This window comes from Chryseobacterium sp. HMWF035 (assembly GCF_003094695.1).
GTDB classification, from domain to species: Bacteria; Bacteroidota; Bacteroidia; order Flavobacteriales; family Weeksellaceae; genus Chryseobacterium; species Chryseobacterium gambrini.
Genome location: NZ_QEHP01000041.1, coordinates 1 through 16,995, shown reverse-complemented (window position 1 = coordinate 16,995; position 16,995 = coordinate 1). Strand labels below are relative to the sequence as shown.

The 16,995-nt window shown below is 38.0% G+C and carries 14 protein-coding genes and 1 tRNA gene; 14 read left to right on the top strand and 1 reads right to left on the bottom strand.

Going from position 1 to position 16,995, the window contains the following annotated elements; genetic code table 11:
- Nucleotides 1-91 precede the first annotated feature (91 nt).
- From ccsA to DD829_RS06620, 3 genes are all read left to right on the top strand, one after another.
- The gene (ccsA, locus tag DD829_RS06630) at nt 92-3,337 is read left to right on the top strand and encodes a cytochrome c biogenesis protein (RefSeq protein ID WP_108409740.1); all 3,246 of its coding nucleotides are present in this window, start codon (nt 92-94) and stop codon (nt 3,335-3,337) included.
- 510 nt (nt 3,338-3,847) lie between these two features.
- Nucleotides 3,848-4,714 carry an SPFH domain-containing protein gene (locus tag DD829_RS06625; RefSeq protein ID WP_076390292.1) on the top strand — a complete coding sequence of 289 codons (867 nt, stop codon included), beginning with the start codon at nt 3,848-3,850 and terminating at the stop codon, nt 4,712-4,714.
- 210 nt (nt 4,715-4,924) lie between these two features.
- A complete protein-coding gene (locus DD829_RS06620; RefSeq protein WP_076390291.1) occupies nt 4,925-5,113 on the top strand; it encodes an Arc family DNA binding domain-containing protein in 189 nt (62 codons plus the stop codon).
- An 89-nt stretch (nt 5,114-5,202) separates the two neighbouring features.
- On the opposite strand, the gene DD829_RS06615 is transcribed toward DD829_RS06620, so the two are convergent.
- Complete coding sequence (locus tag DD829_RS06615) at nt 5,203-5,403, bottom strand: hypothetical protein (protein ID WP_108411691.1); 201 nt, start codon at nt 5,401-5,403, stop codon at nt 5,203-5,205.
- A gap of 136 nt (nt 5,404-5,539) precedes the next feature.
- Between DD829_RS06615 and DD829_RS06610 the strand changes: the two genes are divergently transcribed.
- The 11 genes from DD829_RS06610 (at nt 5,540) to DD829_RS06560 (ending at nt 16,911) form a co-directional block, all read left to right on the top strand.
- The gene (locus DD829_RS06610) at nt 5,540-7,090 is read left to right on the top strand and encodes an aldehyde dehydrogenase family protein (protein ID WP_076390289.1); all 1,551 of its coding nucleotides are present in this window, start codon (nt 5,540-5,542) and stop codon (nt 7,088-7,090) included.
- Between the two features lie 97 nt (nt 7,091-7,187).
- Nucleotides 7,188-8,513 (top strand): L-lysine 6-transaminase, encoded by a 1,326-nt coding sequence (gene lat / locus DD829_RS06605; RefSeq protein WP_076390288.1) that lies wholly within the window; start codon nt 7,188-7,190, stop codon nt 8,511-8,513.
- Between the two features lie 62 nt (nt 8,514-8,575).
- Nucleotides 8,576-8,803, top strand: a complete 228-nt coding sequence (locus DD829_RS06600; protein WP_076390287.1) for a DUF2007 domain-containing protein — start codon at nt 8,576-8,578, stop codon at nt 8,801-8,803.
- A 209-nt stretch (nt 8,804-9,012) separates the two neighbouring features.
- The gene (locus tag DD829_RS06595; protein ID WP_116547636.1) at nt 9,013-9,282 is read left to right on the top strand and encodes a SemiSWEET family sugar transporter; all 270 of its coding nucleotides are present in this window, start codon (nt 9,013-9,015) and stop codon (nt 9,280-9,282) included.
- A gap of 29 nt (nt 9,283-9,311) precedes the next feature.
- Entirely contained in the window at nt 9,312-9,824 is a 513-nt protein-coding gene (locus DD829_RS06590) for a GNAT family N-acetyltransferase (protein ID WP_108408572.1), read from the top strand.
- Between the two features lie 117 nt (nt 9,825-9,941).
- A complete protein-coding gene (locus DD829_RS06585) occupies nt 9,942-10,394 on the top strand; it encodes a transcriptional regulator (RefSeq protein ID WP_108408573.1) in 453 nt (150 codons plus the stop codon).
- A gap of 2 nt (nt 10,395-10,396) precedes the next feature.
- Nucleotides 10,397-11,581, top strand: a complete 1,185-nt coding sequence (locus DD829_RS06580) for an efflux RND transporter periplasmic adaptor subunit (RefSeq protein ID WP_108408574.1) — start codon at nt 10,397-10,399, stop codon at nt 11,579-11,581.
- Nucleotides 11,581-14,727 carry an efflux RND transporter permease subunit gene (locus tag DD829_RS06575; protein ID WP_108408575.1) on the top strand — a complete coding sequence of 1,049 codons (3,147 nt, stop codon included), beginning with the start codon at nt 11,581-11,583 and terminating at the stop codon, nt 14,725-14,727. The genes DD829_RS06580 and DD829_RS06575 overlap by 1 nt, the downstream gene beginning before the upstream one ends.
- An 89-nt stretch (nt 14,728-14,816) precedes the next feature.
- Nucleotides 14,817-16,232 (top strand): TolC family protein, encoded by a 1,416-nt coding sequence (locus tag DD829_RS06570; RefSeq protein ID WP_076390281.1) that lies wholly within the window; start codon nt 14,817-14,819, stop codon nt 16,230-16,232.
- A 200-nt stretch (nt 16,233-16,432) separates the two neighbouring features.
- Nucleotides 16,433-16,506: transfer RNA gene (locus tag DD829_RS06565), tRNA-Ala, on the top strand.
- A gap of 27 nt (nt 16,507-16,533) precedes the next feature.
- Complete coding sequence (locus tag DD829_RS06560) at nt 16,534-16,911, top strand: hypothetical protein (protein ID WP_076390280.1); 378 nt, start codon at nt 16,534-16,536, stop codon at nt 16,909-16,911.
- Nucleotides 16,912-16,995 lie beyond the last annotated feature (84 nt).

The following is a 16,995-nucleotide window of genomic DNA, read 5'->3' as shown; positions in this document are numbered from 1 at the left end:
GATTAAAAGCAGTCTCAACTGATAAATGACAGTTTTTTTTGGAGTCTTTATGGTTTATCATCCTTATTTTTGCATGTCAAGTATATAAATCATGAAGAAGCTGCAAGATATTCTTATCTCGACCAGGACAATGGCTGTATTGTTACTGGTTTACGCATTTGCGATGGCTTATGCAACGTTCTTGGAAAACGACTACGGTACTCCTACAGCAAAAGCATTAATCTACGAAGCAAAATGGTTCGAACTTATTATGTTCCTGCTCATTCTCAACTTCATTGGTAACATCGGAAGATACAGACTCTGGAAAAGAGAAAAATGGCCGGTTCTGGTGTTTCACCTTGCGTTTATACTCATCTTCATCGGTGGTGCAATCACAAGATACATCAGTTTTGAAGGAACAATGCACATCCGTGAAGGAGAAACATCCAATGAAATCGTAACGGATAAAAACTTTCTGAAAGTACAGATTGAAGAAAAAGGGGATGTTCTTGATTATAAAGATATTCCTTACTTAATGTCTCCTTTGCACAAGGATCTGGAAGCAACCTACGATTTCCACGGAAAGCAGGTAAAAGTAGTTGCCAAAGAATATGTTCAGCGAAAAAAAGACAGTCTTCTGGCTGATCCGAATGGGGCAGAATATCTTCATTTGGTTTCCACAGGACAAACCGGAAGACAGAATATTTTCATCAAGCCGGGCGAAACAAAATCAATCAACGGAACTTTGGTAACGTTCAACAGAGCTATTGAAGGAGCGGTTGAATTTAAAAACGAAGGCGGGAAACTGTTCATCAAAACTCCTGTGGATGCAAGTTATATGACGATGGCAACTCAGGCAACCGGAACAACGGTGAAAGATGAATTCCAGCCTTTGGCTTTAAGAAGTTTATATTCCATCAACGAATTAAAATTAGTAGTTCCGGAAGGTCTTAAAAAAGGAAAACTGATGGCGATTGAAGGCGACAGAAAAAAAGATCAGAATGTTCCGGATATGTTAACGGTAGAACTTCAGGGTCCTAAAACAAAGCAACTGGTAGATCTTTCGGTAGAAAAAGGAAATCCGAATGCTTACAAACAGGTAACAATGGACGGACTGAACATCATGATCGGTTTCGGTCCTAAAATTTACAATACGCCTTTCTCGCTTAAACTGGATGATTTCATCATGGAAACTTATCCGGGAAGTTCTTCTCCGAGTGCGTACGAAAGCCGCATTAAAATTATTGATGAAGGAAAACAGACTCCTTTTAAAATCTATATGAACCACGTTCTGAACCATAAAGGATACCGTTTTTTCCAGTCGAGCTTCGATCCGGACAGAATGGGAACGGTTCTTTCCGTAAACCACGATTATTGGGGAACTTTGATTTCCTACATCGGGTATACATTCTTATTCGGGGGAATGTTCTTTATGTTCTTCTGGAAAGGAACCCACTTCTGGAAATTAAACAAAATGCTGAAAGACGTTAACAAAAAGAAAGCAGCAGCAGTAATTTTATTATTGTTGAGTTTCGGCTTAAATGCCCAGAAAATTGAGACGCATGGCACAACTGACGGAAGCAGGGAACACATCCATGTAGAAGGCGATAATCACAGTCACGCTCAGAGTTCAGAAACTTTAAAGCCACAGGGAGCGCAGCCGTTCACAAAAATGAAAGTGGTTTCTGCCGATGAAATTATTGCAAGAAATAAAATCAGCGCAGAACATGCTGATAAATTTGGATATCTTTTGGTGCAGAATTTTGAAGGAAGAATCGTTCCGATCAATACCGAAGCGCTGGACGTTTTAAGAAAGCTTTATAAAAAAGACGAGTTTAAAGGAACAGACGGAAAATCTTTAACAGCAAACCAATGGTTTTTATCGGTGAATATCGATACGCCAAGCTGGACAATGGTTCCGATGATTAAAGTAGGAACAAAAGGCGGAGACGAACTGAAAAATAAAACCAAAGCAGACGAAGACGGATACACTTCTTTAATGAATCTTTTCCCGGCAGATGCCAACGGAAATTTAAGATATATCCTTGAAAGCGATTACAACACTGCGTTCCGTAAAAAACCGGCTGAACAGACCAATTATGATAAAGAAGTGATTGCGGTAAACGAAAGAGTTCAGATCTTCAACGAATTTTTCAGCGGTCAGTTCATGAGAATTGTTCCGGTAAAGAACGACGCCAATCACACATGGCATTCATGGCTGGATCAGAAAATGGAACCGGATATGGAATCTCAGCAGGTTATGGGTCCTTATTTTGCAGAAGTTTTGCAGGCTCAGCAATCAGGAAACTGGTCAAAAGCAGATGCGCAACTGGCGAAGCTTTCAGAATATCAGCAAAAATGGGGGAAAGCCGTTGTTCCCGCAAAATCTAAAGTTGATCTTGAGGTGTTTATGAATAAAGTGAACATCAACTTCAAATTGTTGATCTTCTATACATTAATCGGAGGATTGCTATTAATCTTAGGTTTTGTTGAATTATTTAAGCCTAAAAAAGTTTTAAACAAAGCAATTAAAGTTATCATTGTTTTAGGAATTGTAGGATATCTTTTCCATTTCCTTGGTTTGGTGGCAAGATGGTATATTTCCGGTCACGCTCCGTGGAGTAATGGGTATGAAGCCATTATTTTCATTTCTTGGGTAGGTATTACAGCAGGTTTATTACTTTACAGAAATTCCAATGCCTTAATTCCTGCAGCCGGATTTATGGTAGCTGTTATTATGATGGGATTTGCTCACGGAGGTTCTGCTCTTGATCCGCAGATTACGCCGTTGGTTCCTGTATTGAAATCGTATTGGCTGATTGTTCACGTTGCAATTATAACTTCAAGTTATGGGTTCTTTGCACTGTCGATGATCATTGCAGTAATCAGTTTGGTATTTTATATCATTTCCAATAAAGAAACTTATAAATTGCATCACGATACAACGTTGAAAGAACTGGTAATTGTTTCTGAAATGTCTTTAACCATAGGTTTGTTTGCATTAACTGTAGGAAACTTTTTAGGAGGAATTTGGGCAAACGAATCATGGGGAAGATACTGGAGCTGGGATCCGAAGGAAACATGGGCATTCATTTCTATTATGGTATATGCATTTGTTCTTCACATGAGACTGGTTCCGGGATTAAGAAGCAGATGGGCATTCCACGTAGCGACTATGTTTGCATTCTGTTCAATGGTCATGACGTATTTCGGAGTAAATTATTACCTGAGCGGACTTCACTCTTATGCAGCGGGAGATCCGGTTCCGGTTCCGGCTTGGGTTTATATCGGACTTGCAACAATGGCACTTTTATCAGCCGCATCTTATTACAAGTTCAGAATTTTAAATAAAAAATAAATTTAAGATAATGATTCTCCATAATTTGGCATAATTAAAAACCCTTTGAGTTCTTAGCTGAGTGAAACGCCTTTGCGAACTTAAAAACAGTTAGTATATAAAAAGAATCTTAGCGATCCTTTGCGTTTAAAAGCAGTATTACTAATAACGGATAATCAATAAAATATCATACATACAATCCCTGAAATTAATTTTTCAGGGATTTTTTGTGCTTAGAATTTAACCGACAGAGGAAGCTGAAGCGTTAAGAAAATTAAGATTTAATCCGTTAAAAAATTCTCACTGTTCGAAGCACGACACAAATATTGAACCGAAGAACAAATATCTGACTCGTGCAAGTTTTGAGAATTTTAGGAATTAAATTTTAATTTTTAGCATTCAGATTCCGGGTCTTGAATTTTTGTTTCTTTTGATTCAAGTCAAAAGAAATTTTAAAATAAATGATTTTTCATGTGAAAAAAGTTATACCTTTATGATATCAAAATAGTATCAAATTAAAAAATCAATATCATGGAAAAAATCTTAAAACCAATGTCGGGATACCTTACTTTGGTCATTTGTCTTGGATTGTTTGCCGTTTCCGTTTATTTATTTGCAATCGGTGTCGATAACAGTGTTACGCTTGTCGTTTTATCATTATTGTCATTTATTCTGTTTTGCTTTTTTATGAAAGGATTAATGATTATTCAGCCGAATCATTCCAGAGTGCTGAACTTTTTCGGAAAATATGTTGGAACCGTAAAAGACAACGGTCTGTTTTTTATCAATCCTTTATATTCCTCACAGAAAATCAGTCTCCGTTCTGAAAATCTTCAGGGACAAACTCTGAAAGTAAATGACAAGATGGGAAATCCTATAGAAATTGCAGTTGTGATTGTCTGGAAAGTGGGAGATACCTACAAAGCGGCTTTTGACGTTGAACGGTATTCAGATTTTGTAAAGATGCAGAGTGAAGCCGCGGTACGTCATTTGGCGATGAGTTTTCCTTACGACAATTTAGAAGACGATCATGCACCGATTACTTTAAGAGAAGGCGGTGAAAAGATCAACGCTATTCTGGAACAGGAACTTACCGAAAGACTTTCAAAGGCAGGAATTACCATTCAGGAAGCAAGAATTTCACATTTGGCTTACGCATCGGAAATTGCAGGAGCGATGTTGCAGAGACAGCAGGCAACGGCAATTGTAGCGGCAAGAACAAAGATTGTGGAAGGTGCTGTAGGAATGGTAGATTTAGCCCTGAAAAAGCTTTCAGAAGAAAATATCGTAGAACTGGATGATGAAAGAAAAGCAGCCATGGTGAGCAATTTAATGGTGGTTCTTTGCGGGGAAAAAGCGGCACAGCCCATTTTAAATGCCGGAACTTTGTATAATTAAAGATTTGCAATGTATTTTGTCATTTCGACGAAGGAGAATCTCTTTAAAGTAAAGTAAAAAAAACGATATTTTTCATCTCACTAATTTTCATTCAGAATGATAAACATAAAGCATTTGCTGAGTGAAACGCCTTTTCGAACGAAAAATATTCACAATAATTAAAAGAAATCTTTGCGCCATTTGCGTTGAAAACAAAAAGAATTAACAAAAATGAAATCAGAAAAAGCTCAGAATCCTTCCGAAAATAAAGGCAAAAAATCTTTTGTCTTAAGGATTGATGAGTCTACTTTCAAGCTTCTGGAAAAATGGGCAAATGACGAATTCCGGAGTGTAAACGGACAGATTGAGTATTTGCTGCATCAGAGCCTGATTAATTCAGGAAGGAAAAAGAAAGAATAGGTGAAAAAATATGGTCATTTCTAATGACATTGAATCCAAAACAAAAGCTGAGAAAATTTCTCAGCTTTTTGTATGTATGTATCAATCAATTAATCAAATATTCCCGTAACATAATCGGAGATCACCGTCCAGAAATTTTTCCCCAGAAAATAGATCAGCGTAGAAGTAATAATTCCTTTTACGGTAAAAAATATAATTCCGCCGATCCCGAATTTTTTTACAAGGCTTTTCCATTTGGAGGATTTTTTTTCCTCTGTAGCAGGTTCTTTATTGATCTTATTATTTTCCATTTCTGAAATAAAAATGATTCCTATACAAAGATAACTATGTTTATAATTAGTCCAAATAAAAAACATGTTAAAAAATTAAAATTTTGCGTTTCGCATAATATTTCTATCTTTAGAGGAAACGAAAAGTAAAATTTTTATGTCTAAAAAAGTAAAGGATTTTGGAATCGAAAAAACACTCAAAAATCTAGGAATTAAGGATGAAAATAAAGGAACTTCAGTAGGCGGAAAATACTTTGCAGCGGGGAAAATTATAGAAAGTTACTCTCCCGTAGACGGAAATCTGATTGCTAAAGTGAAGACTTCCGGAGAATCTGATTATGACAAGGTAATTGAGACGGCTGAAAAAGCTTTTAAAGAGTTCAGACTGATTCCGGCTCCTAAAAGAGGGGAAATTGTAAGACAGTTAGGTCAGAAATTAAGACAGTACAAAGACGATTTGGGGAAACTGGTTTCCTATGAAATGGGAAAATCCCTGCAGGAAGGTCTTGGAGAAGTTCAGGAAATGATCGATATCTGCGATTTTGCAGTAGGGGTTTCAAGACAGCTTCACGGGTACACAATGCACTCGGAAAGACCGGGACACAGAATGTATGAGCAGTATCATCCGCTGGGAATCGTGGGGATCATCACCGCGTTCAACTTTCCGGTAGCGGTTTGGGCTTGGAACACAGCTTTAGCATGGATCTGCGGTAACGTTACGATCTGGAAACCGTCAGAAAAAACACCGCTTTGCGCGATTGCCTGCCAAAACATCATGAACGAAGTGTTAAAGGAAAATAATCTTTCCGAAGGTATTTCCAGCGTATTGGTTGCAGATCATGAAATCGGACAGAAATTAGTGGATGACAAGAGAGTTGCTCTAGTTTCTTTCACCGGTTCTACAAGAGTCGGAAGAATGGTTTCAGCGAATGTTGCGCAGAGATTCGGGAAATCGATCCTTGAATTAGGTGGAAATAATGCCATCATCATTTCTAAAGATGCAGATATTGATATGTCAATTATCGGAGCTGTCTTCGGAGCTGTAGGAACGGCAGGACAGAGATGTACTTCCACAAGAAGACTGATTATCCACGAAAGTGTGTATGATGAAGTGAAAAACAGACTGGTAAAAGCGTACGGACAACTGAAAATCGGAAATCCTCTGGATGAAACGAATCATGTGGGACCGCTTATTGATACCGATGCGGTAAATATGTATCAGGAAGCCATCAAAAAAGGCAAAAAAGAAGGTGCAAAATTCATCGTGGAAGGTGAAGTTCTGAAAGGAAAAGGATACGAATCGGGTTGCTACGTAAAACCATGTATCGCTGAAGTAAAGAATTCTTATGAAATCGTTCAGCATGAAACTTTCGCACCCATCTTATATTTAATCAAATACAAAACTTTAGAAGAAGCAATTGCCATCCAGAATGATGTTCCTCAGGGATTGTCGTCTGCAATCATGACGCAGAACTTAAGAGAGGCAGAATTATTCCTTTCTCATGCAGGTTCAGACTGTGGAATTGCCAATGTAAACATCGGAACTTCAGGTGCGGAAATCGGCGGAGCTTTCGGTGGAGAAAAAGAAACCGGAGGCGGAAGAGAATCCGGATCAGATGTTTGGAAGTATTATATGAGAAGACAGACCAATACCATCAATTATACGACAAACTTACCTTTAGCACAGGGAATAAAGTTTGATCTTTAAAAAAACTAACATTCATGAGTTTAAAAATCTAAAGTCCCGGTTTTTAAGTCTCAAATTATTATTAAATTTTAATCACCCCTAAGATTTTTATTTAAAAATGGAACAAACAATTGAAATAAAAGCAAATAAAGTAAAAGAAACCGTTGGCAGACACGTTTTGGCAGATGGTTTCGACTTCGTGATGGATATTGAAAAATCCCACGGATCATGGTTATATGATAAACTTACAGACAGAGAATATTTAGATATGTTTTCCATGTTTGCTTCGGCATCCATCGGTTACAATCATCCCTATATCGTTGAGAAATCGGCATGGCTGGGAAAAATGGCGGTAAACAAACCCACTTTGGCAGATGTGTATTCTGAGGAATATGCGCATTTCTTAGAAGTTTTCGAAAGAGTGGTAATTCCTGAAGAATTGCAGTATGCTTTCTTTATCGAAGGCGGAACTTTAGGTGTGGAAAATGCTCTGAAAGCGTGTTTCGACTGGAAAACGCGTAAAAATTTCGAAAAAGGTCTTGATGTGGAAGCAGGAATCTGTATTCATTTCAGACAGGCATTCCACGGAAGAAGCGGGTATACTTTAAGTTTAACCAACACTTCAGATCCCAGAAAATATCAGTATTTCCCGATGTTCGACTGGCCAAGAATCCTAAATCCTAAACTTACTTTCCCGATCACGGAGGAGAATTTGGAAGAAACCATTAAAAATGAAAGACTGGCTTTATTAAATATCGAAGAAGCGATTTTAATGAATCCTGATAAAGTGGCGTGTATCATCATTGAGCCGATTCAGGCTGAAGGAGGAGACAACCATTTCAGAGACGAATTTTTAATGGGATTGAGAAAAATCTGCGATCAGCATGATATTCTTTTAATTTTTGATGAAGTTCAGACCGGTATCGGAATTACAGGTAAAATGTGGGCATTTGAACATTTTACAGCAAAACCGGATATTATTTCTTTCGGTAAAAAAGCGCAGGTTTGCGGAGTTTTAGCCAATAAAGAAAAATTTGATGAAGTTCCGAACAATGTTTTCAGAGAAAGCTCAAGAATTAATTCCACTTTCGGAGGTAACTTTATCGATATGCTACGTTTCCAGTTGGTAATGGAAGTTATCGAAAAGGAAAACCTTGTGGAAAATGCAAGAGTGGTAGGAGAATATTTGCTGAACGGATTAATCGGTCTTGCGGAAAAATATCCTGAAAAACTATCCAATGCAAGAGGAAGAGGACTGATGTGCGCCATCGATCTTCCGACTTCTGAGCAGAGAAATGCATTAAGAGACGAGCTTTGGAACGACGGAATGATCATCCTTTCATGTGGAGATCAGTCACTTCGCTTCAGACCGCATCTGAACGTTACGAAAGAAGAAATTCAGATCGCTTTAGATAAAATCGAAAATAATATTCATAAAATTTAAAAGCTGAAATTTGTGATTTTCAAAAAAACGTTATATATTTAGATACTCAAACGAGATAGAATATGGAAAGAAGTACAAGAGTATCAGTTTTTGAAAGTGACAAACCTGCAGAAATCCAATTGATAAAGTCTAAACTGGATGATGCGCAGATTAAAAATTCAGTAGAAAACAATTACCTTACTTTTACAACCACGCCCACGGCGACATCGCTGAAAGTAATGGTGAAACTTGAAGATGAGAAAAAAGCATTCGAAATTATCGATGCATATCTTCAGCAAAGTGAAAATTAACAAAAACAATTTCATAATTTTAAATTTTACTACTTCGAACCGAAAATTAATATCATTAGTTTTCGGTTTTTTATTTGTCTGATAATGATATGTTTGCATGAAATAATTAGCATAAAAAACCGTTCTGTTTCAATAAAATAAGTGTGGTTTAACGTTTAATCTTTGTTTTATTTTTATTATATTTAAGTTATAATTCAAAAAATACTAATATGATAGAGCAGATAATTGGTTATTCGGGAGCATTAATTTCATCCATTTCTTTTTTGCCACAGGTAATCAAATTATGGAAGACAAAATCCGGAAAAGACCTTTCAATGGTCACTTTATCATTTCTTACTTTAAACGCTTTGCTTTGGGCTGTTTACGGAATGATGAAGGATGCAAAACCTCTTTGGATTACAAACGTTTTAATGTTAATTATGCTGATTGTGATGATATTTTTAAAGATCAGATACAGAAATAATAAAGCTGATTCTTAATAAACAAACTTAAAATCAATAGAATAAACGTGGCACAGGAAATTAAGCTGAGAAGAGCAGAAATTGAAGACAGAGATATAATCTGGAATATTCTGCAGCAGGCAATCGAAAGAAGAAGAAAAGACGGAAGTACGCAATGGCAGGAAGGTTACCCGAATTTGGGAACCGTGGAAAGCGATATTGCAAAAGGTTTCGGATATGTAATGACGGTAAATGGAGAAATTTCTGTTTACGTTGCTTTAATCCTGAATGATGAACCCGCATACAGCACCATTGAAGGAGCCTGGCTAAGTAACGGAGAATTCGTCGTGGTCCACAGAGTTGCTGTAGATGAAAAATTTGCAGGACAGGGAATGGTAAAAATTCTTTTCGACCATATTGAAGAATTCACCAGATCTCATGGAATTCAGAGCATTAAGGTTGATACCAACTATGATAATATTCCGATGCTGAAAATTCTTGAGAACAAAGGCTACAGCTACTGCGGTGAAGTTGTTCTCGCGGGAGGCGTAAGAAAAGCCTTTGAGAAGATTATTTTTTAGTCCAAAAGTTAAATCCGTTTTCATTGAAATTTTAAAAAGCCTGATATTTATAAACTCTATCAGGTTTGTTCGTTTAGTTCAGAACTAATTTCTATTTTTGTTTCAAATTTATATACAATGCATAAGAGTATAGAAATTGATGAAAAAATTTTTCAGAATGCCGTAAAGTTCTACGGTACCATTTTCAGCCTTCCGCCGTTAGCTTCAAAGATTTACGCGTACCTTTTATTCGATTATGATAAAGTGGGCATTACTTTTGATGAGTTTGTGGAAGTGCTTTCCGCGAGCAAAAGTTCGGTCTCCACAAGTATTTCTTTACTGCTGAACGCAGAGCTCATCGTAGATCACAACAAAATGGACGAGAGGAAACGGTATTTTTTCATCAATGACGGTTATAAGAAGATAAGATTTGAAAAAATAGTTCAAAAAATGCAAGACGAATTACAACTACTGGATGATTTAGACAATTTTAAAAAAAATCATGACGATTACAATGAAAAGATGGATGCTTATAAAGCTCTTTTAAACAGGAACATTAAAAATATTCAGGAATCTCTTAATAAACTATAAAAATGAATAATAAGCTAGTTATACTTTCTGTTGCAGCTCTTTCTTTAACAGCCTGCAAAAAAGAAGCTCCCAAACAGGACGGTCCGAAACCGTATCCTGTCGTAAATGTGGAGGCGAAAAATATAGTGGGCTATCAGACTTTTCCGGCTACCATTCAGGGGAAAGTTAATAACGATGTCCGTGCTAAAATTCAGGGTTATATTACTCAGGTTTTGGTGGATGAAGGACAATACGTAACCAAAGGACAGCCGCTTTTCCGTCTGGAAACCAATATTCTGAACGAAAATGCAGCGGCTTCAAAAGCAGGAATCAGTGCTGCAGAATCCAATATTGCGGCAGCTCAGGCTGCTGTTGCGGCGGCAAATGTTGAAGTGAACAAACTTAAACCGCTGGTTCAGAAAAATATCATCAGCAATGTTCAGTTACAGAGCGCACAGGCAAATTTAGCACAGGCTCAGGCGCAGCTAAAACAGGCGCAGGCTGCTAAAAGTCAGGCAGTTGCCAATTATAAAGGAGTAGAAGCCAATATCGAATATTCTGTTATTCGTGCGCCTATTTCCGGAGTAATCGGAAAGCTTCCTTTAAAAGTGGGAAGTTTGGTGGGCCCTTCAGATCAGACTCCTTTAACCACCATTTCAGATACTTCTCAGATTTATGCCTACTTTTCAATGAATGAAAAAGAATATTTTGATTTCCTTGAAAAATCTCCGGGTGCATCTATGCCCGAAAAAATAAAAAACCTTCCGATGGTGGAATTACAGCTTGCCAACGGAAGTCTTTATCCTGAGAAAGGAAGAATAGAAGCAATTACAGGACAGATCGATCCTACAACGGGAACCATCCAGTTCAGAGTTGCGTTTACCAATGCGCAGAAACTTTTAAGCAACGGAAACAGCGGAACCATAAGATTCCCTCAACGTTACGACAATGTTCTGGTAGTTCCGGAAAGTGCAACTTACGAACAGCAGGGAATTGTTTACGTATATAAAGTGGACAAAGACACTGCAAAAAATGTGGTGATTAATGTGATCGACAGAATCGACAATATGGCATTGATAAAATCCGGAGTCAACAAAGGGGAAACCGTAGTTGCTGCAGGAATCGGAGGTCTGAAACCGGGAACTGCCGTGATAAAGAAACCTGTGAAAATGGATAGTCTTGTTCAATCTATAAAACCGAAATTCTAATGATTAAAAATTTTATCAACAGACCGGTTTTATCTACCGTAATCTCAATTTTAATTGTGATTCTCGGTGTTTTAGGACTGATCTCGTTACCCGTAACGCAGTATCCTGATATTGCGCCGCCGACGGTAAGTGTCTCGGCAAACTACACCGGAGCGAACGCAGAAACCGTAATGAAAAGTGTGGTTGTTCCTTTGGAAGAACAGATTAACGGGGTGGAAGGAATGGATTATATTACTTCATCTGCCGGAAATGACGGTTCTGCACAGATTCAGGTATTTTTTAAGCAGGGAATTGATCCGGACATTGCGGCGGTAAACGTACAAAACCGTGTCGCAAGAGCAACTCCTTTACTTCCAAGTGAAGTAACACGTTCCGGAGTAGTTACGCAGAAACAGCAGACAAGTGCTTTAATGTATATGTCTTTCTATTCTGAAAATAAAGATCTGGATGATGTATATCTTCAGAACTTTTTGAACATCAATGTTATTCCTAACTTAAAAAGGATTAACGGAGTAGGAGATGCCAATGTTTTCGGAGGTAAAAATTACTCGATGAGAATCTGGCTGGATCCTGCTAAAATGGCAGCTTACGGATTAACGCCTACCGATGTTACCAATGCCATCAATGAGCAGAGTAGAGAAGCTGCCGCAGGTTCTATCGGACAAAACAGCGGAAGCTCTTTCGAATATATCATTAAATATGTAGGGAAATTCAACGATAAGGAACAGTACGATAATATCATCATTAAATCTTTACCAGACGGACAGAATTTAATGTTAAAAGACGTTGCCAAAGTAGAATTGGCAGGACAGTCTTACACCGGAATCGGGGAAAACGGAAACAATCCTTCCATCAGTATGGGGATTTTCCAGACACCGGGTTCCAACGCGCAGGATATTATTAAAAACATTAAATCATATCTGAAATCAGCCGAAGGAAGTTTTCCGGAAGGAATTAAATACACCTTCAACTTTGATACGAACGAGTTTTTGGATGCTTCTATCGAAAAAGTAGTTCATACCTTAATTGAGGCGTTCATCTTGGTTTTCATCGTGGTATATATCTTCTTGCAGGATTTCAGATCTACCTTAATTCCTGCAATTGCGGTTCCGGTTTCTATTGTGGGAGCCTTTTTCTTCCTGAATTTATTCGGATATTCATTAAACCTGTTAACATTATTTGCTTTGGTTCTTGCGATCGGTATTGTTGTGGATGATGCGATTGTCGTCGTCGAAGCCGTTCATGCCAAAATGGAACACGGTATTTCGGATGCCAAAAAAGCAACCGTGGAAGCAATGGACGAAATTACAGGAGCAATTATTTCAATTACTTTGGTAATGGCATCTGTATTTATTCCGGTAACATTCATTACAGGTCCTACCGGAGTCTTTTATCAGCAGTTCGGGATCACTCTTATTGTAGCGATTATTATTTCTGCGATCAATGCATTGACGTTGAGTCCGGTTTTATGTTCATTATTCTTAAAACCTCACGATGCGCACCATAAAGAATATAAGAATTTAAATTTCATTCAGAAGTTTTTCTATAAATTCAATATTGCTTTTAAAACAACAACAGAACGTTACGGAAGAGGATTCATCTTCTTACTGAGACATAAATGGGTTACGCTGATTATTTTTGCTGTAACAGGCGGAATTTTATACTGGGCGAGTTCTACCATGAAAAAAGGTTTCGTACCTACGGAAGACCGCGGAATTATCTTTACCGATGTTCAGCTTCCTCCGGGAGCATCTATGGAAAGAACCTACAATGCATTGAAGACGCTTCAGGCAAACGCTTTAAAAGTTCCCGGAGTACAGAACGTTACGATTTCCACCGGTAGAGGATTCTTATCCGGAAACGGAAGCAACAACGGTTTGGCTTTCATTAAACTAAAACCGTTTGAAGACCGTAAAAAAGACGGACAGACTTCTGAAGACATTACGAAAAAATTATTCGGAATTTCAGGAAAAGTTCAGGATGCAAAAGTGGTTTTCTTCCAGCCGCCGAGTGTGCCCGGTTTTGGTAGCAGTGCCGGTTTTGAAATGGTGCTTTTAGACAAATCAGGAGGAGAATATGCAGATTTAGATACAAAAACCAATGAATTTATCGGGAAACTGATCGAAAGACCGGAAATCGATTTTGCCCAGACCTCATTCAATACAAAATATCCTCAGTATGAAATGAAGATCAATGTTCCTTTGGCTAAACAGTTGGGAGTTTCTGTAAGTGATATCTTAGCAACGATGCAGGGATACATTGGAGGAGTTTATACAGCCGATTTTACAAAATACGGAAAACAGTTCAGGGTAATGGTTCAGGCACTTCCTGAAAACAGACAGAATATTGAAAACCTGAACGAACTCTACGTAAAAACAGGTTCCGGAGCCATGTCGCCGATTTCACAGTTTGTAACGCTTACCAAAGCTTACGGACCACAGTCGGTGAGCCGTTATAACCTCTTTACTTCAGTGAAAATTACAGGAGCAAACTCTGCGGGATTCAGTTCCGGAGATGCTATTTCAGCAGTGCAGCAGGTAGCGAAAGAAACCCTGAACCAGAATTATGATGTAGAATTTACAGGGCTTTCAAGAGAGGAGTTAAATTCCGGATCTCAGACAGTTTTGATCTTCGGATTGAGTTTAATCTTCGTTTATTTCATTCTTTCTGCACAGTATGAAAGTTATATTCTTCCTTTAATTGTAGTGATTTCTCTTCCTCTTGGAGTGATGGGAGCTTATTTCGGGCAGAAAATCATGGGCTTGGAAAATAACATTTATTTCCAGATTGCCCTGATTATGTTGGTCGGTTTATTAGCAAAGAATGCGATTTTGATTGTGGAATTTGCCGTTCAGAGAAGACATCACGGTGAAACCATCGTTATGTCGGCAATTAATGCGGCTAAAGCGAGATTAAGACCGATTCTGATGACTTCATTTGCCTTCATCTTCGGTTTATTGCCATTGGTTTTGGCAAGCGGAATCGGGGCGGTAGGAAACAGATCCATCGCAACAGGTGCAGCAATCGGTTTGTTGATAGGAACTATTTTAGGACTTTTCGTGATCCCTGTTTTATATGTCATTTTTGAATATCTACAGGAGAAAGTAAAACCGATCAAACCGAAAGAAATCAATTTAGCAGAATAAAATTAAGTGAGTTCGGGGTTTTTGATGTAAAGTTTAAATAATAACTAAAAACTGAAAAGCCCTGATCTTTAAACCTTAAACTTCAAATAATGAAGAGTATTTTAAACATCATAAAAGGAATAACATTTTCAGTCGCTGTTCTTGCCGCCGTATCATCGTGTATGGCGAGAAAAGAATACCAGAGACCGGATAATGTGGTAGACGAAAAACTCTACCGTACAGATATGCTTCCTACAGACAGCACCAATATCGCGAATGTTTCCTGGAAAGAAATCTTCACAGATCCTGTTCTTCAGGGACATATTACAAAGGCTTTGGAAAATAATCTGGACATCAGAATTGCTTTACAGAGTATTTCTTCAGCAGAATCTTATTTAAAACAAAGCAAGGCAGCGTATGAGCCAACCTTATCAATAGGACCGAATTATACATTCCAGACCCAGTCTATCAATACCCAGTTTGGGCAGATTATCGGAGAAAGACGATATGTAAATCAGTTCGATATTACGGCAAGTCTTGGTTGGGAAGCCGATATTTGGGGAAAACTCAGAGCACAGGAAAAAGCGCAGTTAGCAACATATTTAGGGACTGTGGAAGCTCATAAAGCCGTAAAAACAGACCTTATTGCTTCTGTGGCTTCATCATATTATCAGTTGCTTACCTATGATGCCCAGAAAAGAATCATCACAGAAACCATTAAAGTACGTGAGCAGAATTTAGAGACGACAAAAGCATTGAAGACGGCGGGAACTTTAACGGAAGTTGCAGTTCAGCAGAGTGAAGCTTTGGTGTACAACGCAAAATCTTTGTTGATTGATATTGATACACAGATTCAGTTGCTGGAGAACACCATGAGTCTTCTGATGGGAGAGCCATCTCATACCATTGAACGTTCATCTTTGGAAAATCAGAATGTTCCGATTGATCTTAAATTAGGATATCCTGTACAACTGTTATCCAACAGACCGGATGTAAAAAGAGCGGAATATAATCTGATGAATGCTTTCGAACTGACAAATTCTGCAAAAGCACAGTTTTATCCGACTTTAAAATTAACAGGAAGCGGAGGCGTTCAGTCGGTGGATATCGATCACCTTTTCAGTGTCAATTCTTTATTTGCGAACGTTGTTGCAGGTCTTGCACAGCCGTTGCTGAACAAAAGAGCCATCAGAACCAATTACGAAGTAAGTCTTGCTAATCAGGAAACCGCTTATCTGAATTTCCGAAAAGCCATTCTTACCGCAGGAAAAGAAGTTTCTGATGCCATAAGAGTGTATTCCGTTCAGGATCAGTACATCGATTTAAAACAGAAAGAACTGGTGAATTATAAAAATTCCGTAAACTATTCTCAGGAATTAGTAAACTACGGAATGGCGAATTATCTTGAGGTACTGAATGCAAGTGTTAATTCTTTAAATGCAGAATTGAATATTGCCAATGCACAGTACAGTAAAATGAAAGCCGGAATAGAGCTTTATCAGGCTCTCGGCGGCGGTTGGAAATAAATTCTGACAATAAAAGTAAAAAGAAAAGCGCATACGGATTCATTTCTGTATGCGTTTTTTATTTGGTCTTAAAAAAATCATTTCTGCTAAAATATTTACAGATATTTCCATCAGTTTTTAAAGAAAATGTAATAAAATGTTTGTATATGTGGTTTAAATACTTACTTTTGTACGGCTTCGGAATTTTGAAGAAAAAACAGGGGGAATTAGCTCATCTGGCTAGAGCGTTAGACTGGCAGTCTAAAGGTGACGGGTTCGATCCCCGTATTCTCCACAAATATTGTTTAACTACTTGTAAACTATGAAGAAAATATTTTTACTTTTATTAACAGCTTTCTTATTCGTTGGTTGTGGCAAAGATGAAGATACAATTTATGATTTCATCGGAACCTGGGCGGGAACGTACGAAGGAACCGAAAAAGGCGACTGGAATGTAGTGGTAGCTACCGACGGAAAAGTAACCGGAACATTACATTCTGATCAGACGACAGAAAACTATTATATTTCAGGACATCTTAGCGAATCCGGAGATCTTGTTGCAACGATCGGTTTTCCTGAAGATGGCGAATTCAGAGGAACTTTCACAAGAGAAGACAAAAAAGCTACGGGAACATGGTCTAATGCAGTTCCTACGCCTACAAGAGCCGGAACATGGAAAGGTGCTAAAACTTCAAAATAAAAAGATTTTTACATACAATATAATAAAGCTATCCTTCCGGGATGGCTTTTTTTATTAAGTTTTTAAGCAGCGGTTATATGAAAA